At 34.6% G+C, this 20,546-nt stretch carries 22 protein-coding genes; 10 read left to right on the top strand and 12 right to left on the bottom strand.

The window, feature by feature from the left end:
* Positions 1 to 21: 21 nt before the first annotated feature.
* Genes CSUIS_RS05070 through CSUIS_RS05050 form a run of 5 tightly spaced genes read right to left on the bottom strand, consistent with a single transcriptional unit; the run spans position 22 to position 4,010 of the window.
* On the bottom strand, positions 22 to 765 hold the full coding sequence (locus CSUIS_RS05070) for an ABC transporter ATP-binding protein (RefSeq protein WP_086236936.1): 744 nt from the start codon (positions 763 to 765) through the stop codon (positions 22 to 24).
* Positions 752 to 1,486, bottom strand: coding sequence for an ABC transporter permease (locus CSUIS_RS05065; protein WP_086297575.1), 735 nt, complete (start codon positions 1,484 to 1,486; stop codon positions 752 to 754). Before CSUIS_RS05065 ends, CSUIS_RS05070 begins: the two co-directional genes overlap by 14 nt.
* Positions 1,483 to 2,400, bottom strand: coding sequence for an ABC transporter substrate-binding protein (locus tag CSUIS_RS05060; RefSeq protein ID WP_086297572.1), 918 nt, complete (start codon positions 2,398 to 2,400; stop codon positions 1,483 to 1,485). Before CSUIS_RS05060 ends, CSUIS_RS05065 begins: the two co-directional genes overlap by 4 nt.
* A 12-nt stretch (positions 2,401 to 2,412) precedes the next feature.
* Entirely contained in the window at positions 2,413 to 3,468 is a 1,056-nt protein-coding gene (locus tag CSUIS_RS05055) for an acyl-CoA dehydrogenase family protein (RefSeq protein ID WP_086297569.1), read from the bottom strand.
* Between the two features lie 11 nt (positions 3,469 to 3,479).
* Positions 3,480 to 4,010 (bottom strand): OsmC family protein, encoded by a 531-nt coding sequence (locus CSUIS_RS05050; RefSeq protein WP_086292786.1) that lies wholly within the window; start codon positions 4,008 to 4,010, stop codon positions 3,480 to 3,482.
* Between the two features lie 229 nt (positions 4,011 to 4,239).
* On the opposite strand from CSUIS_RS05050, the gene CSUIS_RS05045 reads away from it, so the two are divergent.
* The 10 genes from CSUIS_RS05045 (at position 4,240) to zupT (ending at position 14,838) form a co-directional block, all read left to right on the top strand.
* Positions 4,240 to 6,438, top strand: coding sequence for an endonuclease MutS2 (locus tag CSUIS_RS05045; protein WP_086297566.1), 2,199 nt, complete (start codon positions 4,240 to 4,242; stop codon positions 6,436 to 6,438).
* The gene (locus CSUIS_RS05040; protein ID WP_086297563.1) at positions 6,435 to 7,043 is read left to right on the top strand and encodes a LysE family translocator; all 609 of its coding nucleotides are present in this window, start codon (positions 6,435 to 6,437) and stop codon (positions 7,041 to 7,043) included. The genes CSUIS_RS05045 and CSUIS_RS05040 overlap by 4 nt, the downstream gene beginning before the upstream one ends.
* Before the next feature lies 1 nt (position 7,044).
* Positions 7,045 to 8,142, top strand: a complete 1,098-nt coding sequence (gene dapE / locus CSUIS_RS05035; RefSeq protein WP_086297561.1) for a succinyl-diaminopimelate desuccinylase — start codon at positions 7,045 to 7,047, stop codon at positions 8,140 to 8,142.
* A gap of 57 nt (positions 8,143 to 8,199) precedes the next feature.
* Positions 8,200 to 8,763 carry a molybdopterin-guanine dinucleotide biosynthesis protein B gene (locus CSUIS_RS05030; RefSeq protein ID WP_086236551.1) on the top strand — a complete coding sequence of 188 codons (564 nt, stop codon included), beginning with the start codon at positions 8,200 to 8,202 and terminating at the stop codon, positions 8,761 to 8,763.
* A 1-nt stretch (position 8,764) separates the two neighbouring features.
* The gene (locus CSUIS_RS05025; protein ID WP_086292780.1) at positions 8,765 to 9,598 is read left to right on the top strand and encodes a class 1 fructose-bisphosphatase; all 834 of its coding nucleotides are present in this window, start codon (positions 8,765 to 8,767) and stop codon (positions 9,596 to 9,598) included.
* Positions 9,591 to 9,908 carry a hypothetical protein gene (locus CSUIS_RS08585; protein WP_236845247.1) on the top strand — a complete coding sequence of 106 codons (318 nt, stop codon included), beginning with the start codon at positions 9,591 to 9,593 and terminating at the stop codon, positions 9,906 to 9,908. Before CSUIS_RS05025 ends, CSUIS_RS08585 begins: the two co-directional genes overlap by 8 nt.
* A 15-nt stretch (positions 9,909 to 9,923) precedes the next feature.
* Positions 9,924 to 11,819 carry a methionine--tRNA ligase gene (gene metG / locus CSUIS_RS05015; RefSeq protein ID WP_418228971.1) on the top strand — a complete coding sequence of 632 codons (1,896 nt, stop codon included), beginning with the start codon at positions 9,924 to 9,926 and terminating at the stop codon, positions 11,817 to 11,819.
* Positions 11,820 to 12,809 carry a hypothetical protein gene (locus CSUIS_RS05010; RefSeq protein WP_086297557.1) on the top strand — a complete coding sequence of 330 codons (990 nt, stop codon included), beginning with the start codon at positions 11,820 to 11,822 and terminating at the stop codon, positions 12,807 to 12,809.
* Between the two features lie 28 nt (positions 12,810 to 12,837).
* Positions 12,838 to 13,827: an isopenicillin N synthase family dioxygenase gene (locus CSUIS_RS05005; protein WP_086297555.1), complete on the top strand. Its 990-nt coding sequence runs from the start codon at positions 12,838 to 12,840 to the stop codon at positions 13,825 to 13,827.
* Between the two features lie 141 nt (positions 13,828 to 13,968).
* Positions 13,969 to 14,838, top strand: coding sequence for a zinc transporter ZupT (zupT, locus tag CSUIS_RS05000; protein ID WP_086236556.1), 870 nt, complete (start codon positions 13,969 to 13,971; stop codon positions 14,836 to 14,838).
* Here zupT and CSUIS_RS04995 read toward each other — a convergent pair.
* From CSUIS_RS04995 to CSUIS_RS04965, 7 genes are read right to left on the bottom strand one after another with little or no spacing between them, the layout of a single operon-like run.
* Positions 14,835 to 15,101 carry a FlhB-like flagellar biosynthesis protein gene (locus tag CSUIS_RS04995; protein WP_086236557.1) on the bottom strand — a complete coding sequence of 89 codons (267 nt, stop codon included), beginning with the start codon at positions 15,099 to 15,101 and terminating at the stop codon, positions 14,835 to 14,837. The two genes, zupT and CSUIS_RS04995, sit on opposite strands and share 4 nt — an antisense overlap.
* A gap of 2 nt (positions 15,102 to 15,103) precedes the next feature.
* A complete protein-coding gene (gene fliK, locus CSUIS_RS04990; RefSeq protein WP_086292774.1) occupies positions 15,104 to 16,981 on the bottom strand; it encodes a flagellar hook-length control protein FliK in 1,878 nt (625 codons plus the stop codon).
* Positions 16,965 to 18,185: an MFS transporter gene (locus CSUIS_RS04985; RefSeq protein ID WP_086297553.1), complete on the bottom strand. Its 1,221-nt coding sequence runs from the start codon at positions 18,183 to 18,185 to the stop codon at positions 16,965 to 16,967. Before CSUIS_RS04985 ends, fliK begins: the two co-directional genes overlap by 17 nt.
* Positions 18,172 to 18,624, bottom strand: a complete 453-nt coding sequence (locus tag CSUIS_RS04980; RefSeq protein WP_086297551.1) for a hypothetical protein — start codon at positions 18,622 to 18,624, stop codon at positions 18,172 to 18,174. Before CSUIS_RS04980 ends, CSUIS_RS04985 begins: the two co-directional genes overlap by 14 nt.
* Complete coding sequence (locus tag CSUIS_RS04975; RefSeq protein WP_086297549.1) at positions 18,621 to 18,866, bottom strand: AtpZ/AtpI family protein; 246 nt, start codon at positions 18,864 to 18,866, stop codon at positions 18,621 to 18,623. The genes CSUIS_RS04980 and CSUIS_RS04975 overlap by 4 nt, the downstream gene beginning before the upstream one ends.
* The gene (hemL, locus tag CSUIS_RS04970) at positions 18,863 to 20,134 is read right to left on the bottom strand and encodes a glutamate-1-semialdehyde 2,1-aminomutase (protein ID WP_086297547.1); all 1,272 of its coding nucleotides are present in this window, start codon (positions 20,132 to 20,134) and stop codon (positions 18,863 to 18,865) included. The genes CSUIS_RS04975 and hemL overlap by 4 nt, the downstream gene beginning before the upstream one ends.
* Positions 20,124 to 20,489, bottom strand: a complete 366-nt coding sequence (locus CSUIS_RS04965) for a c-type cytochrome (protein ID WP_086297545.1) — start codon at positions 20,487 to 20,489, stop codon at positions 20,124 to 20,126. The genes hemL and CSUIS_RS04965 overlap by 11 nt, the downstream gene beginning before the upstream one ends.
* Positions 20,490 to 20,546 lie beyond the last annotated feature (57 nt).

Here is a 20,546-nt window from a genome sequence, read left to right as displayed (position 1 = left end):
AAGATAGCCATCTTGGCTATCTTATATCATATATTCTATATTATCTACTTCGCCGTTTATTAGCTTGTATATTACTGATTTTAGCTCAAAATATTTTGGAGTATTTGGGGTAAATTTGGGATTTTTAATCTCTTTTATTATCTTGCCATTATGTAAAACGACAATCTTATCACCCAAAAGTATAGCCTCATCTATATCGTGAGTTACAAATATTACTTGCTTGTTTTTAGTTAGATCCTTAAGCTCATTTTGTAAATTTGCTCTAACTACTGGATCTAAAGCACTAAATGGCTCATCTAAAAATAGCACTTGCGGATCTAATGCTAAAGCCCTAGCTATAGCTACTCTTTGGCATTGACCGCCACTTAGTGAGTGGGGATATTTTTTAGATATATTTCCCAACCCAACTAGGCTAAGATACTTTTTAGATATATTTTCTAGTTTATTTTTATCCTTTATCCCAGAGCATTTTAGAGCAAATTTGATATTGTCTTCTGCGTTTAGCCACGGCATTAGCGAGTAGTGTTGCATTATGATTTGTCTATCTTTAGAGCTTGGGATTTGATTTTTAAACTCAGAATTATCAAATTTAATACTCCCACTATCAAAACTCTCAAGTGAGCTTAATATCTTTAAAATTGTGCTTTTGCCACTTCCACTAGCCCCTAAAAGAACGCAAAACTCACCATCATCAACACGCAAATTTATATCATGAAGAACGCAAATATCTTTAAAAGATTTTTTTAAATTACTAATTTCTATCATAGCCATACTTCCTTGATACTACTTTTTCTATATAGCCAAATATAGCATTTATCGCCATTCCTATAACGCCAATTGTGATGATAGTAGCTATTAAAATATCAATTCTAAGCTGATTTCTACTATCTATGATGATATATCCAAGCCCAGTTTGAGCCCCTAGCATTTCGCCAACGACTAAATTTATCCACGCTAGAGCTGCTGCTAATCTAAGGCTAGATATAAGGGATAAAAAGCTAGATGGAAATATCACGCTTTTTAAAATTTGCCACCTTGATGCGCCAAAGTTTTTAGCCACTATAATCAGCTCACTAGGAACATCTTTAATGGCTTTTGTAGAGAGCAAAACCATAGGGAAAAAGACAGAGTAGGCTATGATAAATATAGTTGGCAAATCTCCAATCCCAAAGATGATTAATATCATAGGAACCCACGCTATAGGAGAAATGGGACGCAAAAGGTTAAATAATGGATCAAATGCCTTAGCGAATTTGGGATTAAACCCAAATATAAAGCCAATTAAAATACCAAAACCCACACCAAATATTAGCCCCAAAACATATCTATATAAAGAGTCGATTATCCCTATTTGAAGGCTATTATTAGCTATTATTAGCCTAAATGCCTCTATAGTTTGAGCTGGTGATGCGACAAGATCTGAGCTTAAAAAATGCCACAACAATATCACTATAATCAAAACTAATATTTGATAGATATATCTCATATTTGCTCCACCAAATAGCTATCTATATCTAGATTTTTTAGCCCATCATTAGCTAAATTTTGTGATATTAAAAACTCTTTTAAGGCTATTAAATCCTCTTTTTTAACCCTTAAATCATTATAAGATACTATATTTTCTTCTACAATTTTGCTGATGATATTAGCATCTTGGGCTAGGATTTTTGAGCCTATTATGGCAGCTTCTTTTTGGTTTTTTTCTATGAAATTCGCAGCTAATTTAAATGCCTTAGTTAGCTGGTCTGCTATATTGGAATTTGCTAACTCACTAGAGTAGTTTAGTAAGCAGCAAATATGATCTGGCGTAATATCCTTGCTTAATATCAAATTTCTAGCTCCTCTTTGGACACCAAGCTGTCCAAAAGGCTCAGCGACGATATATCCATCAATTCTATTTGTCAGCAAGGCAAAAGGCATTTCAGTAGGTGCCATATCTACTAAATTTACCTCTATATTGTGCTTGCTTAAAAGCTTGTGTAAGATATAGTAGTGGCTAGAAAATCTCGATGGAATCGCTATATTTTTGCCTTTTAAATCATCAATTGTTTTAATGCTCTTATTTACCACTAAAGATGAGCCGTTTTTGTGAGCGGCCATAATGGCTTTTATATCCACACCGCTACCCTTTAGCATAAGTCCAAGTGGAGCTAGTAAAAAGGCCGCATCAATCGCCCCAGCCCTTAAAGCCTCGCTTAAATCAGCCCAACTAGCAAATTTAATAGGAGTTATACTAAACTCATCACTGCTAAAAATATCTTTAGCAATTATGATTAAGTGGTCGCAAATCGGCAGATATCCTATCTTAATACCTTTTTTAAATTTAGAATTTGCCACACTCTTAGTGGTGCTAAGAGCCAAAAAACCAGCTAAAAATCCAAGTGCGTATCTTCTATTCATATCTTATCCTTTTTATAATTTATCTCGCCATGATTTTATGCAGCCAAAACCAGCTTTTATTTGAGCTATCTCTTTTAAAAGGTGCTTTATGCTAGGCGTTACTATAAGAACGAAGTTGCCCTCTCTTTGAAGTCTTGCTACATGGGATTTCTCAAAATACCCCTTAGTCCCGCAAAACAGGACCGCCGCATTTGTGACCTTTTGAGTTAGAAGTGAGCCTTCAAGCCTTGCTTTTAAAATTTCAATTGGCTCTATACCATTTACATCTTTTGATATAAGCTTAATTTTATCTAAAAGATTGCTAAATTCGCCCTTTAGCTCATCTAAATTTATATTTAAATATGAGTTTATATCGGCGTGAGTTTTGTTTGATTTTTCTATCTCATCTAGAGCAGCTGATATTATCCCAGCGGCTATGCCTGTTTGTAAGATTATAAATCCTGGCGTTATTTTGATTAGATACTCATATATATTTGTGGCTAAAATATCGCTATGGCTTAAAAAATAATCTTTAATAACCACGCTTTTAGTAGCTGAGCCCTCAAGTGCGGCGTATTTGATATTTGATTTTAAGGTGGCGTTTTTACCAACTCTTATCACACCCATTACAGGATTATTATCTTCATCTATGGCTATAGCGCCAAATATGCTATCTTCAGTGATATTTGAGACCCAAGGAAGGGTGCCATTGATGATATATCCGCCTTCAACTTTTTTAGCACTTAGATGGTTTTTCTCTATCCCAGCAAAGGCCTTCATAGGATTTGATAGTGCAGTACCGCCTAAAATTTCACCACTATATAGCTTTGGTAATAGCTCGTTTTTTAGCTCTTGATTATCACTATTTATCAAGTAGTAGATGATTGCAAATTGGCACCACATGCAAAATCCACTTGTCCCACAAATATTTGAAATTTTAGCTATATTTTCAATAGCTTGATATATATCAGCTCTAGATTTCAAAACGGCAAAATCGCCATTTTGAGCTATTTGCTTTAATAACTCTTTTGGGTAAATTCCATCTTTATCTATGGAGTGTGCTAATTTTTCTAATTGTTGTAGTGCCATTTTGCATCCTTTTATTTAACTTCTAAATTTACATTTCTAAGCAAGGTATTTGCAACCGGTGAGTATTTTAAAGCGTGTGCTATTAGTGCGTCTTGTTTAGCCTTATCAGCGTTGCTTTCTAATATCACATTTACTCTTACATCTGTAAATCCAAGTGGCTTCTCGCTTAGATCGCCAGTTCCCCAAACAGCAGTTATATTTAGATCACCTTCAAGCTCAACTTCAAGCTTTGTGATAACTATATTTTGAGCGATCGCATTTGCGTGAATTCCTACTGCTATACAACTTCCAAGAGCGGCTAAAACAGCTTCGCTAGGATTTGGTGCGGTATCTTCTCCAAGAAGTGTTGGCGGCTCATCTACGATATATGCAGGTAGATTTCTTATATAGTTTGCATGGCGGAATTTTCCCTCTGCGACTGTGCGACATTTAAGTGTCTTTATAACATCTGGATTCTCTTTTCCAGCTTTGATTAAAGCCTCTAAACCAGCCTTATCAATTGGGTCTAGTCTAGTGCAAGCATTTATAGCACAATTTGCCATTTTGTCTCCTTTATTTTAAAATATAGTAAAAAGATATATTTATCTTTTAATATAGCAATTATATCAATAAACTAGATATTTGTCAATATAAAGTAATTAAATATATATTTAAATTATATAAATTAAATTTAATTTAAAAAATCAAATTTACCACTAAAAGCCCCTTAAAATGGATAGATTTAAGGCAAAATTAGTATAATTGAGCTTTAAATTATTTTTGTGAGAATTTATGGAAGAGCTATTTGAAAAGTTAGATTTAACCGAGTATTTGAGTGCGTATAATGGATTTTTAGCTAGACCTAAGCCGCTTTTTATCAGTGGCGATAGTAAGGCAAATTATGAGAAAATAGAGGAGATTTCCCAGCTTAATCTAAAGAGTCCAAAAGAGGTAGCAAATTTAGATGAAGCGCTAATGCGAATATCCAAACAAGCTATTTTACACATTAGCGAGATATATGAATTTAGCAAGATTATAGAGTATTTTAACTATCTAAAATCTCAAAATTTTGCTCCTAAGATGCGTGGTTATTTAGATAAGATTGAAATTCCATCTAGCATTGATAAAATTTGTGAGTATTTTGATGAAAATGGGGAATTTAAAGAGAGCATTGATGAGCGTTTAATATCGATAAATGAGGCCTACAAAAATAAAAAACAGCAAATAGATGAGAGTTTAAAAAGGCTAATTTATACAAAAAGCATAAGCCCATATCTAGTAGATACGCAAATTCACTATGTAAATTCAAATGAGGCTCTTTTAGTTCGTGGTGGATTTAACCACGCTTTAAAAGGTGCGGTAATAGCTAGAAGTAGTAGTGGATACTTCTATATTTTGCCTGATATTGTAAGCAAATTAAAGAGCGAACAGAGCGATTTATTAGATAAAAAAGAGGAAATTTTATTTGAATATGCTAAGGCAATTAGTGCGATTTTTAATAAAAATTTGCCATTTTTAAAATTTATAAATTCAGCCTTTGATTATGTAGACAGCTTGATTGCTAGGGTGAGCTTTGCTAAGAGTAGGGATTATAGCTTTATCTTAGCTAACTCTAGTAAAGATATAATTTTAAGCGAATTTGCCCATCCAGCGCTTAAAAATCCAAAGCGAGTAAGCGTGGATTTTCGTGGGAAAATTCTCTTAATCACTGGGGTTAATGCTGGCGGTAAAAGTATGCTATTAAAGAGCATAATGAGTGCTGCAATGCTAGCTAAATACCTACTTCCAATGAGTATAAATAGTGCTAAATCTAGCATTGGTAGCTTTAAGGAATTTCAAGCAATAATCGAAGATCCGCAAAATTCTAAAAATGATATATCAACTTTTGCTGGTAGAATGCTTGGATTTGCTAAGGTTTTATCTAAAAAACAGATATTAATTGGAGTTGATGAGATAGAGCTAGGAACGGACTTTGAAGAGGCTGCTAGTCTATATAGTGTATTGCTTCAGACAATGATGAAAAATGATATAAAGATGGTTATCACCACTCACCACAAACGACTTGCTATGTTGCTAGCTAAAAATAGCGAAGTTGAGCTAATAGCCGCACTTTATGATGAGACAAACTCACGCCCAAAATATGAATTTTTAAAAGGCATTATAGGCAAATCTTACGCTTTTGAGACTGCTAGTAGATATGGAATTCCAGCAAATATCGTAGCTAGTGCAAAGAGTGCTTATGGCGATGATAAAGAGAATTTAAATGAGATGATTTCTAAGGCTATAAATTTAGAATTAGAGTTAAAATTAAAGCTTAAAAGCACAGAAGAAAAAGAGTTAAGATTAGATGAGTTATTAAATGAGGCTAAAGAGGCTAAAATCAGAGCTGATGAGACGCTAAGAGCTAGATTAAGCTCATTAGAAAATGAGTTTTATAAGGCTATAAATGAAGCTAAAAGAGGCATAAATCTCAAAGATATAAAAGATAAACAAAGAAGCTTAAATAGCGCAAATTCCATAGCAAAGGCTATCCAAAAGCCTGAGATTATAAGCCAGCCTTTAGAGTTAAAAGTAGGCGATAGGGTAAAATATGATAAGATTAAAGGGGTGGTTTTAAGCCTTAGTAAAAATCATGCAATTATAGATAGCAATGGGGTTAGCTTTAGAGTGCCAATATCGCTTTTAAAGCTTACAAATCAACCACTTAATAACCCAAAAAGTGTAAATATAAGCTTGTCTAGCCCTAAATCAGCTAGTGTGATGATTGACCTTCATGGTCTTAGGAGTGATGAGGCTACTGATAGATTGGATAAATTTATCTCTGATGCGTTAATAGCGGGATTTGATGAGGTTTTAATAAAGCATGGCATTGGCACAGGAAAATTAGCTTATGCGGTAAAAGAATTTCTAAAATCCCACCCAAGCGTTAAAGCTTTTAGAGATGGGACGCCAAGTGAAGGTGGGTTTGGCTCAAAGGTAGTAAAATTATGACAGAAAATATCCAAGGATTTATACAAGGGGCTATATTAGGCTTTGGTGCGGCGGTGCCTATTGGGCCTGTGAGTATTTTGATTATGAGTTATGCTTTGGTTAAATTTCGCCTTGGTTTAGGAGTGGGGCTTGGAGCGATGGCTGCGGATATTATATATTTGTTTGCTATTAGCTTTGGCGTTTTGAAATTTAGTCAAAATGAGCTACTAACGCAAATTCTAGCTATTTTTGGGGCGATTTTTTTATTATATATTGCGTATTTGACCTTGATTGGGGCTAAAAGATTGATTAGTCAAAAGCAGGGCTTAGATGGCTCATTTTGGAGCTGTTTTATCAAAGGTGCGTTTATGAATATTGTAAATCCATATATAATTGGCTTTTGGGTTTCAGTTAGTGGTGTTGTGGCGGTTTTGCCTAGTGCTATGATGGGTATTGCTGGGCTTTTTGTAGCTATTTTTGTTTGGGTGGTTTTCTTATCATTTATAGTTAGTCGCTCACGCAAATTTATAAGCCAAAAAGCTCAAATAGCATTTGCTTATATCTCAGCAATTTTGATGGCTGGATTTGCTATTATTCTTATATTTAATACATTTTTAAAGGGTTAAAATGGAAGTTATAAAGCTTTTAAAAGAGTTGCTTAAATTTAGGAGTATCACGCCAGATGATGATGGTGCGATGAGCTATATTGAGCGATATATGAGTGGGTTTGAAGCTAAGCTTTTAGAGATTAATGGGGTAAAAAATCTCATTCTTACTAAAAAATTTGGCGATGGGGTAAATTTATGCTTTGGGGGTCATATAGATGTAGTTCCGCCAGGAGATGGGTGGAGTAGCGATCCATTTAAGCCAGTTGATAAAGATGGATATATTTACGCTCGTGGCGCTCAAGATATGAAAAGCGGAGTAGCAGCTATGCTACAAGCTTGTAAGGATAGTAAGAATTTTAATGGAACTTTAAGCTTGATTATAACAAGCGATGAAGAGGGCGATGGAATTTATGGGACTAAAGAGGCGTTAAGATATTTAAAAGATAATAATGCTTTGCCAGATTTTGCTATAGTAGCTGAGCCTACATCTACTAATGAGATTGGCGATATGATAAAGATAGGTCGCCGTGGCTCTATCAATGGTGTTATCACTATTAAGGGCGTCCAAGGCCACGCAGCCTATCCATCTAAATGCGTAAATCCAATCCATCAAGTAAGCCAAATTTTGCCTAAATTTGCTGGATATGATATGGATGCTGGAAGTAGATATTTTGACCCTTCAAAGATAGTAATCACTGATATTAGAGGTGGTATGGAGGTATGTAATGTAACTCCAAGTGAGCTTAAAATAATGTTTAATATCAGAAATTCAGACCAAACTAGCTATGAAGATGTAAAGGGGTATTGTGATGAAATCTTTAACGGACTTAGATATGAGCTAAGCCTAAAAGAGAGCTCAAAGCCATTTTTAACTGATGATAACTCTAAGATTGCTATAAATTTAAAAAATAGCATTGAGAGAGTTTGCGGGATAAGCCCTGAGCTTAGCACTACTGGCGGGACAAGCGATGCTAGATATTTTGCTGCTTTTGGCATTCCTGTGGTGGAGTGTGGAGTTGTAAATGATAGAATTCACGCAGTAGATGAGAGAGTAAGCGTAAGTGAAATAAAGAAGCTTTATGAGATTTTTAGCGATTTGATTTTACATTTTAAATGATTTCGTTTTTTAAGATTTTTTTGGCTAAAATTATGGGAAATTCAAAAAGGAAATATCATTAAAAGATTAGCTGTAGCCTTCAGTGGGGCTAGTGGAAGTGGCAAGACAACGCTCATATCTAAGGTGGCAAAGGAGCTTATATCTCGTGGATTTAAAGTAGCAATAACCAAGCACGATCCAGGCGATAAGGCGAAATTTGATTATCCTGGCAAGGATAGCTATATCTATAGTAGCATTGGTGCAGATGTAGCAGTAGTAAGCCCAAATAGAACATCGATTTTTTTAAAAAGTGGGCTTTTTGGCGGTAGTGATAGGATAAATTCGCAATTACACAAAGATAAAAATGAGAAATTTGAGCCAAATTTAGATAATTTTGGTAGTGAATTAGAGATTTTGGCGGCTTACTTTGGTGAGTTTGACTATTTGTTAATTGAGGGGTTAAAGAGCTTAAAACTTCCTAGAATTACGATTTTTAGAGATGAGGTTATAGATGATTTTATTCCATTTAGTGATGCATTTGCGACTAATATAGCAGAGTTTAGTGCTGATGGGGATAAATTTGGTCTTGATGATATAGATGATATTATAAAATGGATAGATAAAAACGCAAAAAGGGTATAAAATGCAAGAGATTATAAAAGCAGTACAAGATATAGCTATTAAGATTAGCGAAGTATTAAAATATGGGGATTTAGGCTATGCGACAAGCTCAAATGCTACTGGCGATACTCAGCTAAAGCTTGATATTTTAAGTGATGAGATAATAGAAAATAGGTTAAAAGAGCTTAGCAGCATAAAAGCTATAATTAGCGAAGAAAAAGATGCTCCTTTGAGCGTAAATGATGGCGGTGAGTATATCATCGCTTATGATCCGCTTGATGGAAGTAGCTTAGTGGATGTAAATTTCGCTGTTGGATCGATATTTGGGGTTTATAAAGGCTCTTTGGAGGCTAGGAATTTAGTAGTTGCTTTATATAGTGTTTATGGGCCAAGAGTGGAGCTAGTAGTGTGCGATGATAGCGTGAAATTATTTAGGTTAAATAGAGATAATGAGTTTAAATTTATTAAGAATTTAGAGTTAAATCAAAAGGGCAAGATAAACGCTACAGGTGGCACTCAAAAAGGTTGGAGCGACTCTCATAGAGCTATGATAAAATCGCTGTTTGATGATGGATATAGGCTTAGATATAGCGGTGCTATGGTAAGTGATTTACATCAAGTTTTATTAAAAGGTGGGGGATTATTTAGCTATCCAGCTACGACTGATGCGCCAAATGGCAAGCTTAGAGTTGCCTTTGAGGTTTTGCCATTTGCCTATATATATGAAAAAGCTGGTGGAGCTACGACTAATGGGGTAAATGATAGTTTATTGGATATTAAAATTGAGCAAACTCATCAGACTACGCCTTGCTATTTTGGTTCTAAATTTGAGATTGATAGAGTAAAAAATGGCTAAGATTGCTGAATTTAAAGGTGTTGATGAGCTTGAGAATAAAAAAATAGCACTAAATAACTGTATAGCTCAAAACTCATCTGGGGATAGCTGTGCAAAATGCCAAAGAGTCTTTGGTTGTGATATGATTAAGGAGTTTGTAGTTTTGCAATTTGATATTGCCATAGCTAGGCTTAAAGAGTGTCAAAAAGCAAACAATCTAAGTAGTTGTATGGATTGTGATATGATTTTTGAGTGTAATATAAGGGATAATTATGTCAAATCTACATATGAAAAGATGAATGAAGGCCGTGGAGGTCAGTTTGATTTTTAGTAAATTTAAAGGAAAATGATGAAGAAATTTATAACCACACCAATATATTATGTAAATGATGTCCCGCATATCGGACACGCTTATACTACGATAATTTGCGATACCTTAGCTAGATTTTATCGCTTAAGGGGCGATGATGTCTTTTTTTTAACAGGCACAGATGAGCATGGCCAAAAGATAGAAGAGGCTGCCAAAGCTAGAGGTAAAAGCCCAAAAGAGTACGCAGATGAGGTAAGTGCTAAATTTAGGGCTTTATGGGATGAATTTGGCATTAGCTATGATTATTTTATCCGCACTACTGATGATTATCATAAGATAACTAGCCAAAATGTTTTTTCTAAAATGCTTAAAAAAGGGGATATTTATAAAGGGGAGTATGAAGGTAGCTACTGCGTAAGCTGTGAGAGTTTCTTTGCTACTAATCAACTAATAGATGATGAGTGCTGTCCTGATTGTGGTAAAAAGACTAGGTTGGTAAAAGAAGAGAGCTACTTTTTTGCTCTTTCAAAATATCAAGATAGATTATTAAAATGGTATGAAGATGATAAATGCGTCCTTCCAAAAGGCAAAAAAAATGAGGTAATAAGCTTTGTCAAAGGCGGACTTAAGGATTTATCTATTACTAGGACTAGCTTTGAGTGGGGGATTAAACTACCAAAAGAGCTAAATGAGCCAAAGCATGTAATGTATGTGTGGCTAGATGCGCTAGTTAATTATCTCTCAGCCTTAGGATATACTAGGGGTGAGGAGAAGATGGAGTATTGGGGAAATACCTTGCATATGGTTGGTAAGGATATTTTGCGTTTTCATGCGGTTTATTGGCCGGCGTTTTTGATGAGTCTTGATCTGCCTATGCCAGTTAGCGTAGCAGCACATGGCTGGTGGACTAGAGATGGGGTTAAGATGAGTAAGAGTCTTGGCAATGTCGTAAATCCAAAAGAGGTAGCCGATGCGTATGGTCTAGAGGCGTTTAGATATTTTCTATTAAGAGAGGTGCCATTTGGTCAAGATGGGGATTTTTCTCAAAAGGCTTTAATAGATCGCATAAATAGCGAATTAAGCAATGATTTAGGCAATTTATTAAGTAGAATAGTAGGTATGAGCTCCAAATATTCAGATAATATTATTAATTCAGCTGATGTTAAGAAATTCTATTTAAGTGAGCTTGAAGCGGCTAAAATACATATAGATCAAGCAGTTGCTAGTCTAGATGAGATCGCTCCAAATAGATATTTAGAAGAGCTTTGGAAAGTTTTAAATATGGCAAATGCTTTAGTGGCTAAGTATGAGCCTTGGAATTTGATTAAGAATAATAAATTTGATGAGGCAAATGCCTTGGTGGCCTTGGTGGCAAATCTTTTGGCTAAGGTTGCTATTTTGCTAAGTCCAGCAATGCCAAATACAGCTCAAAAAATAGCTGATACTTTGGAGTTTAAAATTGATACTAATAGCTATAATGAGCTTATAATAAACTCAAATTTAAGCAATTTTAAAGCTAACTCTACCACTCCTTTATTTGCTAAAATAGAGCATGAATTAATGTCTCCAGCCCCAGTGGCAAAGATTGGTGAGGCTAAATCTAAAGATGAAGAGATTAAAATAGATGATTTTAAAAAGTGCGTTATCAAAGTTGGCACTATTTTAGAGTGTGATAATATCGAAGGTAGTGATAAATTGCTTAAATTTAAAATTGATTTAGGCGAGGAAAATCCAAGGCAAATTATCAGCGGTATAGCAAAATATTATGAGCCAAAAAGCTTAATAGGCAAGCAAGTTTGCGTCTTGGCTAATTTAAAACCAGCTAAGATATTTAAGCATTTAAGCGAGGGTATGATACTGAGCGCAGAAGATGGAAGCTTAACTCTTTTAGGCACTCATGCTAATGTAAAAAATGGAGCGATTGTCGGATAAATGAGAATAGAAAACCTAACCACGCTAGTAAATGGCGAACTAAAAAACAACCCTAAAATCAGTATGATAAATGGATTTTGCCTAGATCCAAATTTAATAAAAGTCGGTATGGCATATCTAGCTTTAAATGCTACGATAGATGACGCTCTCCTTGCTATTAAGAGTGGGGCTTATGCGATTATAACTGATTTGAGTTTAAATAGCAAAGATGATGAGATAGCTATAATTAGGGTTGATAGTGTGGTTATGGCTATGATAAGATTGATGAGGTTTTTCTCAGCACAAAAAGAGCTTAAATTTATCCATCTTACAAGACTAGAAGGCTCAATTTTAGAGTGTTTGTATCTACCTAGATCTCTATGTTTGCTTAGTTGTGAGCTTAGCCAGGCATTTATGCAGATTATGGAAGCTGATGATAATGCCTATATAATGAGCTATGATGAGGTGATGATAGATAAATTAAGCTTTTCTTACTCTAGTTTAAATGATGATAGCTTAAGCGATTTACACTATAGTTTAATAGAGAGTGGCTCGCTATTTTACACTACAATTTTATTTAAGGATAACTACTATAGTGAGCTTAAATTCCCAAATATTTTCATTAAAGATTTAGTTAATATTATGAGCTTTTTTGATAAATGTGGTGTGGGATTTAGGATTAATAGCTTTGATAAATTTAGCCATTTTAGGGCTATTTTTGTGGATAGATTTTTTAATATTCAAGAATTTGGGCAAAGCCATAGGGCTATAATTTGCGAGAGCGATGAGGAGCTTTTTAAGATTGAAGCAAGCAGCCTAAGGGCGAAATTCAGCGACGCACTCATATGCGCTAAGGCTGGTAGTAGCGTGGCTTTTATGGCTGATTTTATATATAGTGATATTGGCGATATTAAGAAGCTAGATGAGTTTAGATATGCTTTGATTTTAGAAGATTATCAAGATGTGGAGATGGCATTAAATCAAGGCTTAGTAGAGCCAACGCTATTTTAATTATTAAATTTACAAAAAGGAGATGGGTATGCAAATTCCGATATTGGATCTAAATGAGCTTGATAGTAATAGGGATAAATTTATATCTGATTTAAAATCTATATTTACTACTTTTGGGACTTGTTATTTGATAAATCACGGCATTGATTTAGAGCTTTGTAAGGAGCTACAAAGGCTTAGTAAGGAGTTTTTTGCTCTAAGCTTAGAAGAAAAAGAAGAAATTTCAATGCTAAAATCACCGCAATTTAGGGGTTACTCGCAAGAAGGTGGCGAATATACAGCCGGCGGTAAGGATTATAGAGAGCAAATAGACGCTGGTAGTGATAAAGAGGCTCTAGATTGGGATGAAAACTCACCTATTTGGATGAGAATTCAAGGTCCAAATCTATTTCCAAAGCAGATCCCGCAGCTAAGAGATAAATTTAATGCTTGGTTTGACCAAACTAGCCTAGCTACGCTAAAACTCCTTAAAGGCTTTGCTATGGCACTTGAGTTGCCTGAGGATTCTTTTGATAAGCTTTATGGGGAGAATTCATACGCACATGCTAAATTACTTCGTTATCCAGCGGCATTTGATGGAAATACTCAAGGCGTTGGGGCGCATAAAGATGGTGGATTGATTACTTTTGTGTTTCAAGATAGGGAGTCTGGCTTACAAGGTTTGCTAAACTCAGAGTGGATAGATGTGCCACCAATGGATGGATCTGTGGTTGTAAATATAGGCGAATTTTTAGAACTTGCTACAAATGGCTATCTAAAAGCTACAATACATAGAGTAAATTTAACCCCTAATGAGAGATTTTCTATAGCATATTTTTTAGGCGTTCAGCTTGATAAGGATATACCAATTTTAGAGCTTCCAGAGCATCTTAAAAAAGAGAGCACAGGAGTAGATACAGATCCTAAAAATCCACTTCTTAGAAATGTGGCTCAAAACTACTTTAAAAGAATGATAAGATCTCATCCAGATGTGGCTAAAGTCCATCATAGCGATCTTGTGGATAAATTTAGTTTTTAAATTTCAAAGGCGTGGTTTAGCCTTTGAAATTCTATTGCTATATTAATCAATATGTCATATTAAATAATAAAAATTATTATTTAAAGCTAAAATTCAGCTAATTTATTGTTTAATAATAAAAATTATTATTTAGGTGTTTAAATGGAATTTCAATTTAGTCAGATATTTTATGCGTTTTTGCTTACGCTTTTTGCTGGATTTTCCACTTCTATTGGTGCGATTATTGCATTTTTTAGCAAAAAAGATGATTTTAGGCTACTTAGTGTGGGGCTAGGATTTAGTGCTGGGGTTATGATTTATATATCATTTATGGAGATTTTGCCTGATTCTATGAGTGAATTTGCTAGAATTTATGATAGCAAAAATGCTGAATTTATAGGGCTTTTAGCATTTTTTGGTGGGATTATATTTACTGCTTTGATAGATAAGTTTATACCAAGTGATTTAAATCCGCATGAGCCAAAAGATAGCCTTGATGAGCTTAAATTCTGCCCTTTGCCTAGCCATAATGAGCCTCGCCCCACCTATCACCCTGGTATAAGCAATATAGGGCTAAAACGCCTAAAGCGAACAGGGATTATGACCGCTTTTGCCATTACTTTACACAATTTTCCAGAAGGTTTTGCGACATTTATTAGTAGTATTGACTCTCTTAGTTTTGGACTAGCAATTGCTATAGCCGTAGCACTGCATAATATACCTGAAGGCTTGGCTGTATCACTACCTATATATCACGCTACTAATGATAAAAAACGAGCCTTTGCCTACTCATGTCTGTCTGGACTTGCTGAACCAATTGGGGCTATTGTGGGAGCAATTATTTTAATGCCATTTTTAAATGAAACATTAATGGCTATTATATTTGGTGTGGTAGCTGGAATTATGGTATTTATCAGCTTTGATGAGTTGCTCCCTGCTGCTAGAAGTTATGATAAAGCACACGATAGTTTATATGGGTTAGTTGGCGGTATGGCTGTGATGGCTGTAAGCCTTATTTTACTTGGAATTTAGTGCTTTAGCTTTGTAGTGCGATATAAGAAGCTAAAGACCTCTGCAACTGCCTTATAGAGATTTGGCGGGATCTCTTGGTTTATATCTACCTTGCTTAGGATCTCGACTAAATCGCTATCTTCTTTGATTGGTATTTTATATATTTTGGCAGCTTCTATTATCTTTTGAGCGACTTCGCCTTTGCCACTAGCTAGGACTTTTGGAGCATTGTCTCTATCTTTATTATATCCTAAAGCAACGGCTTTTTTAATCTTTTTTGCCATATTTACGCCTTTTTATTAAAGCCAAAATCAAATGCTCTATCTATTTGGCTATATGGAGTTTTTTTAGGTTTGTGAGCTAGGGTAAAGCTACTTACTATAAGTCCAAGAGATGTAATTGCTGTTTTTAGCTCCTTACTAGAGCTTAAGATTAGATCTTTAAATTCCGCTGTTCCAGTTGCAATGCTAATATCTATATATTTATTATCACTTAGAGCAATTACTATATCTACATTTCCAAAATGGGTAAAATTTAGATCGATTTTAGCATAAAATCTCTTTTTTTTGCCTTGTTTAAAGGCTATATTACTACTTTCTAAAGCGTCCCACGAGTATGGTAAGTAGGTTTGAATTGAGTTTTGTGCGTAGCTAATTAGCTGGTGCATCTCAATTTGAGTTAGAAGTCTATTTATATTTTGATTTAATGCAGCTTGGTTTGACTGGTTAGCCGTAGCGTCTTTTAGGGCTAAAAGCGTGGCTTTAAGATCGTTTTGTAGTGATTGGGCTGAGATATTATTATCATTTGGAGTTATATTTGATATTTCACTCTTAGCTAAATTTGTAGCTTTAATCAAGCTTTTTAGCTCTGTTAAATTTTTTTTAGCTTCTAAGCTATTTTTATCAAAAAAGTTAATAATATTTGAGAGCTTTCTAGCAGCCATTGATAGCTTATCTTGTAAATTTAGATTATTAGCATCGGTGTTTATATATTGGATAAAATTATTTAAATTTATGCTATTTTGGTTTGGATTTATAGCGTTTGTTAGGCTTTGTATATCTGGTATGCTTTGAGATGTTTGCTGTATAGATATGCTATTTGGCTCTTGATTTAGTAGGTTGATTTGGGATTTGCTATTTTGGAGATTTTGGCTTAGCTTTGCTGATATTGCTGGGTCTAAATTTTTTATAATATCTATTGCTTGATTGTTGCTTGGAGTGGCTTTGATTGGTGTGGTAAGCTGAGATTTTATATTTGATAGAGTATCTTTAATATCTGTAATTATCTGATTTAGTTGATTATTTAGCGGTTTTATGCTTTTTAAATTTGCATTATTAAAATTAATTTGCGATAGATTTGCCTCCATATTTTTTATTATGTTTTGAATTTGATTTATAGCTCGTGAAATGTTTTGCTCTATTGAGATTGGATTTTTGGGGTTGGTTTGAATTTGATTGGCGATTTTGTCTAAAAATTTAGCCGTATATTCAAGCTTTGTATTAGCGTCTAAAAGAGGCTTGAAATTTGAATTTTTCAATATTTGGCTATTTTTTAATCTATTTTGTTGCAAAATATCTAAAAGGGCATTAAGGCTCTGCTCTGGGTCGCTTTGGGTATTAGCTAGTGCCATAAAAGCTATGGATAGATCCTTATTTGCTGTGTTTTTCATCTGCGATAGTAGTGATTTGATGTTGGCTGGGAGCACCTCTGGGCTTAGGGTTTGAGCTAGTTTAGCCTCCAGTAAAACGCCTGTATCTTTGATAGTTTGAGCGATATTTGTCGCTTTGATATGCTCAACTGGCTTAATGAAATTTTCAAGCTTAGCACCTAACTCATTTAAAGATGGGTCGGATTTTATAGATTTTAATATGGCGGTTAGATCTTTGGCTAAATTTGGAGCTACTTGAGAGGATTTGATCTGCGATAGGGCATTTTGCTTATATGAGCCATCATCTAAATTTGATTTTAGAGCATTTAATAGCTTTGATGAAAATTTATTTAGCTCCAAATCAAGCTTGGTTTGTTCGATTGCTATATTTGGCTTTTTTAAGATGGTTTTGCCATCATTTAGAGCTGTTGTTGAGCTATTTTCTTTAGAAGTGGTCTTTTTCTCATCTTTATTTTGAGATGGTTGCTGGGTTGGGGTATTATTTACTATTATCATTATTTAACTCATCAAATATTATGCTATGACCGCTATGACGGGCAAATGCCACCTCTTGAGCTTTTGGCACACTTTTTTGAAAAATAGCAAAGATTATCAAAAAAGTTAGTAAAGTAATGTAGTAAAAAATAAAGGCTATAAAACCAAATTGATTTATCAAAAATCCTATTATAATAGTGGATAAGAATGAGCCAATCAAGTAGCTAAATAGCAAGGCTCTTACCACCTCTACATAGGCGTTTTTATCAGTTAGAACATCATTTGCTCTAGCTAGGGCTAAAGCGTATAACACAAATATACCAAACCCTAAAAAAAATACTATAATATACTGCATTATTATAGAAGGATTGATAAGCACAAAAGCGCTAGAGGCTAAAAATGCTATACTAGAGGCTAAAATTATGGCTAATTTTCTACCAAATTTATCTGAAATCACTCCAAAAATAGTGTGAGCTATAAAGCCTCCGCACATTCCAACTATGATAAATATCCCAGCTTGAGCCGTAGTGTAGCCTTGCGTTATTATAAATAGCGATGCCATTGAGAAAAATCCATTCATACTAAGACCGGCAATTATACTAGTAGCAAGCGCTAATGGGGCGATATTATATATTTTAGGTAGGCTTATATTTATGGATTTTGGAATTTTGGGGGATTTGATTTTAAGAAAATTTAGCGGAATTGAGCCAATTATAATTGATATAGTTCCAATGATAAATACCTTTGTAACGCTTAAATTCATACTCATAATCACCGCACCAATAGCAAAAGCTGTGTAAAATACAATCTCATAAAACCCCAAAACTCTTGATCTGATGGAATTTGGCGTTTTCTCATTTAACCAGCTCTCTACAATTAATACAATACTATAGTAGCAAAAACCAAGCATAAATCTTAAAATTGCCCAAAATATGAGATTATCACTCATATCATGAAGCAACGCGCAAATAGCAAAAAGAGCCGTAAAAATCGCATAAGCTCTCATATGACCGACCTTAGAAATAAGCCTATGAGAGACTATGGTACAAGTAAGTGCGCCAAGGAAAAATAAAGATGTAATAAAGCCAATTTGCGTCTTTGAAGCACCCATATCATTGAGTAAAACCCCACCTGAGCTAACTACTAAGCCACTAGCGATAAATATAAAGCTAACGCCGATAAATAAGGCGCTTAGGGATATTATGGCTCTTTTACTTCCTCGCATAAAATACCCCCGCACAAAACACCCCAAGTGGCATTAAAGCAAGTCCCATTAAAAATGATATAGGCTCGAAAATCCCAGCTCTAAGCAGGGCAAAAAACGCTACAATCAATATAAGATAGCTAATTAATCTAAGTGGTTTAAAAGCACCTAAAATATCGATTTTACGAAATTTAATGCTATTTTTATCATCTTTGATATTTTGATTATTCTCATTTTCTTCATCTTCGAAAATTTCAAGCTCTTTATCGCTTAATTCATAGTTTATACTTCTATTTTTAACCCTATTTTTATAGCCAAGATAACTAGCAAATAGTATCAAAGTCGAAGAGATAAAAGCCACTTGAGAATTCAAAAGCTCAACCGCCCCAAAAGCCGAAGTAATAGCTATCAACAATAGATCCAAGATTAGATAAAATATAGCTAAATTTTTAAATTTCATCTCTTTTCTTTAAACTCTTCATAGCTTTTAACTTGAGATTTATAGGCTTTATAGATATTATTTATCGCAGCGCCAACACCTATGAAAATACCAACTCCAAGTCCCCAGTTTGAGCCTGTTAGCTCCTTTAATCCCCAGCCGATGCCAAAGCCTATAAGCACCGCAACTACAATTGATATACCAAGGCTTAGGCTATCAGCGGCTTTTATGGCTGTGTTTATCTTTTTACTTTTTTTGCTCATAGCTCTTTAAAACTCTCTTTTATAGCTTGTGCGGTCTTATCTAAGCTTGTTTGACTTAGTGGCTTACAAACAAAGCAAGTCTCAAACTGGCTTGGTGCTAGATATACGCCTCTTTTAAGCATTTGAGCGTGGAATTTAGCAAATCTATCTGTATCGCTTTTTAGTGCTTGAGCGTAGTTGGTAACTGGATTTTCGCTAAAGAAAAATCCCCACATGGATCCACGCACTTCAACTTGTAATCCAATCCCACTCTCTTTAGCAGCTTGTAGCATACTATTTGTGATAAATTTACTTTTTTGCTCTAGCTCATCATATAAATTTGGCGTATTATAAATTTTATTTAACGCAGCCAGTCCAGCGGCCATAGCAACGGGATTTCCACTTAGCGTTCCAGCTTGATACACCCCACCAAGTGGGCTTATAAGCTCCATTATCTCCTTTTTACCAGCATAAGCAGCACATGGCATACCACCGCCAATAACCTTGCCAAATGTAACTATATCGGCCTTAATCTTATTTAATCCATAGCTACCAGTAGCACTAGCTCTAAATCCACTCATAACTTCATCAAAGATTAAAACCGCACCATTTTCATCACAAATCTTTCTAAGCCCATGTAAAAACTCATCGCTACCAGGGACTAGACCCATATTTCCAGCAATTGGCTCAACGATTATAACGCCAATATCGGCATTTTTAAAGCACTCTTCAACGCTATTTAAATCATTATATTTTGCTAGGTGGGTATTTTTTATTATATCATTTGGGACGCCTAAACTACTTGAGTATCCAAAAGTTGTAGCACCGCTTCCAGCCTTGACTAATAATCCATCGCTATGGCCGTGATAGCACCCTTCAAATTTGATAATTCCATCTTTTTTGCTATATCCACGAGCTAGTCTAATGGCACTCATAGTAGCCTCAGTCCCACTACTAACAAAGCGAATTTTATCAAGATGAGGAAATTTAGATAAAACTAATTTAGCTAGTTTAGTCTCTAATAGACATGGTGCGCCAAAGCTTAAACCCTTTTTAGCTGTTGATATTACCGCATCTTCTATATCCTTATCGCAGTGACCAAAGATGAGTGGCCCCCAGCTTAAAACATAATCAATATACTCATTATTTTCAATATCATAGATAAACTCACGCTCACCTCTATCGATTATTAACGGAGTAGAGCCAACTGAGCCAAAGGCACGCACTGGAGAATTTACCCCACCTGGGATATACCTTTGTGCTTCTAGAAATTCATCTTTATTTCTCATCTTTTTTATCCTTATTAAATGAAGTTATGTATTCAAATAAATTTAAAATCTCATTTTGAGTAAGAAAATATGATGGCATAATGCCTTTAGAGTCTGTAATGGCTGATTTAAATCTGTTAAAATCAAGATTATTTATCCTTGGTGCCTTTAAAGATCTCTCCTCATATTTATTACTTTTTTTATTAAATGCTTTATATTTGACGATTAATGCTCCCTCTCCTTTATCGCCGTGGCATTTATTACACCCTATGCCTCTTGGATTTTTGTATAGCATTTTGGCATATTCATTTTTGGTGATAAACTCACTACTAAATGCAAAAGTAGTAAAAATTAAAAAAAAAGTAATAAATTTCATATATCTCACTTGAATTTAATTTGAATTTAGGTATGATACAATTTTTGTAATTAAAAA

The sequence above is a fragment of the Campylobacter porcelli genome (assembly GCF_002139855.1).
Taxonomy (GTDB): Bacteria; Campylobacterota; Campylobacteria; order Campylobacterales; family Campylobacteraceae; genus Campylobacter; species Campylobacter porcelli.
Note: the sequence above shows the minus strand (reverse complement) of the source record. Positions and strands in the feature narration are given on the sequence as shown.

Bases quoted from the DNA above. Each gene is read 5' to 3' on its own strand.
- CSUIS_RS08585 (WP_236845247.1), top strand. From the start codon at position 9,591: ATGGCTAAGATTGCTGAATTTAAAGGTGTTGATGAGCTTGAGAATAAA.
- CSUIS_RS04965 (WP_086297545.1), bottom strand. From the start codon at position 20,489: ATGAAATTTATTACTTTTTTTTTAATTTTTACTACTTTTGCATTTAGT.
- CSUIS_RS05055 (WP_086297569.1), bottom strand. From the start codon at position 3,468: ATGGCACTACAACAATTAGAAAAATTAGCACACTCCATAGATAAAGAT.
- hemL (WP_086297547.1), bottom strand. From the start codon at position 20,134: ATGAGAAATAAAGATGAATTTCTAGAAGCACAAAGGTATATCCCAGGT.
- CSUIS_RS05010 (WP_086297557.1), top strand. From the start codon at position 11,820: ATGAGAATAGAAAACCTAACCACGCTAGTAAATGGCGAACTAAAAAAC.
- CSUIS_RS04975 (WP_086297549.1), bottom strand. From the start codon at position 18,866: ATGAGCAAAAAAAGTAAAAAGATAAACACAGCCATAAAAGCCGCTGAT.
- CSUIS_RS05065 (WP_086297575.1), bottom strand. From the start codon at position 1,486: ATGAGATATATCTATCAAATATTAGTTTTGATTATAGTGATATTGTTG.
- CSUIS_RS05070 (WP_086236936.1), bottom strand. From the start codon at position 765: ATGATAGAAATTAGTAATTTAAAAAAATCTTTTAAAGATATTTGCGTT.
- zupT (WP_086236556.1), top strand. From the start codon at position 13,969: ATGGAATTTCAATTTAGTCAGATATTTTATGCGTTTTTGCTTACGCTT.
- CSUIS_RS05040 (WP_086297563.1), top strand. From the start codon at position 6,435: ATGACAGAAAATATCCAAGGATTTATACAAGGGGCTATATTAGGCTTT.
- fliK (WP_086292774.1), bottom strand. From the start codon at position 16,981: ATGATAATAGTAAATAATACCCCAACCCAGCAACCATCTCAAAATAAA.
- CSUIS_RS04995 (WP_086236557.1), bottom strand. From the start codon at position 15,101: ATGGCAAAAAAGATTAAAAAAGCCGTTGCTTTAGGATATAATAAAGAT.
- CSUIS_RS05045 (WP_086297566.1), top strand. From the start codon at position 4,240: ATGGAAGAGCTATTTGAAAAGTTAGATTTAACCGAGTATTTGAGTGCG.
- CSUIS_RS05005 (WP_086297555.1), top strand. From the start codon at position 12,838: ATGCAAATTCCGATATTGGATCTAAATGAGCTTGATAGTAATAGGGAT.
- CSUIS_RS04985 (WP_086297553.1), bottom strand. From the start codon at position 18,185: ATGCGAGGAAGTAAAAGAGCCATAATATCCCTAAGCGCCTTATTTATC.
- CSUIS_RS04980 (WP_086297551.1), bottom strand. From the start codon at position 18,624: ATGAAATTTAAAAATTTAGCTATATTTTATCTAATCTTGGATCTATTG.
- CSUIS_RS05025 (WP_086292780.1), top strand. From the start codon at position 8,765: ATGCAAGAGATTATAAAAGCAGTACAAGATATAGCTATTAAGATTAGC.
- CSUIS_RS05050 (WP_086292786.1), bottom strand. From the start codon at position 4,010: ATGGCAAATTGTGCTATAAATGCTTGCACTAGACTAGACCCAATTGAT.
- metG (WP_418228971.1), top strand. From the start codon at position 9,924: ATGATGAAGAAATTTATAACCACACCAATATATTATGTAAATGATGTC.
- dapE (WP_086297561.1), top strand. From the start codon at position 7,045: ATGGAAGTTATAAAGCTTTTAAAAGAGTTGCTTAAATTTAGGAGTATC.
- CSUIS_RS05060 (WP_086297572.1), bottom strand. From the start codon at position 2,400: ATGAATAGAAGATACGCACTTGGATTTTTAGCTGGTTTTTTGGCTCTT.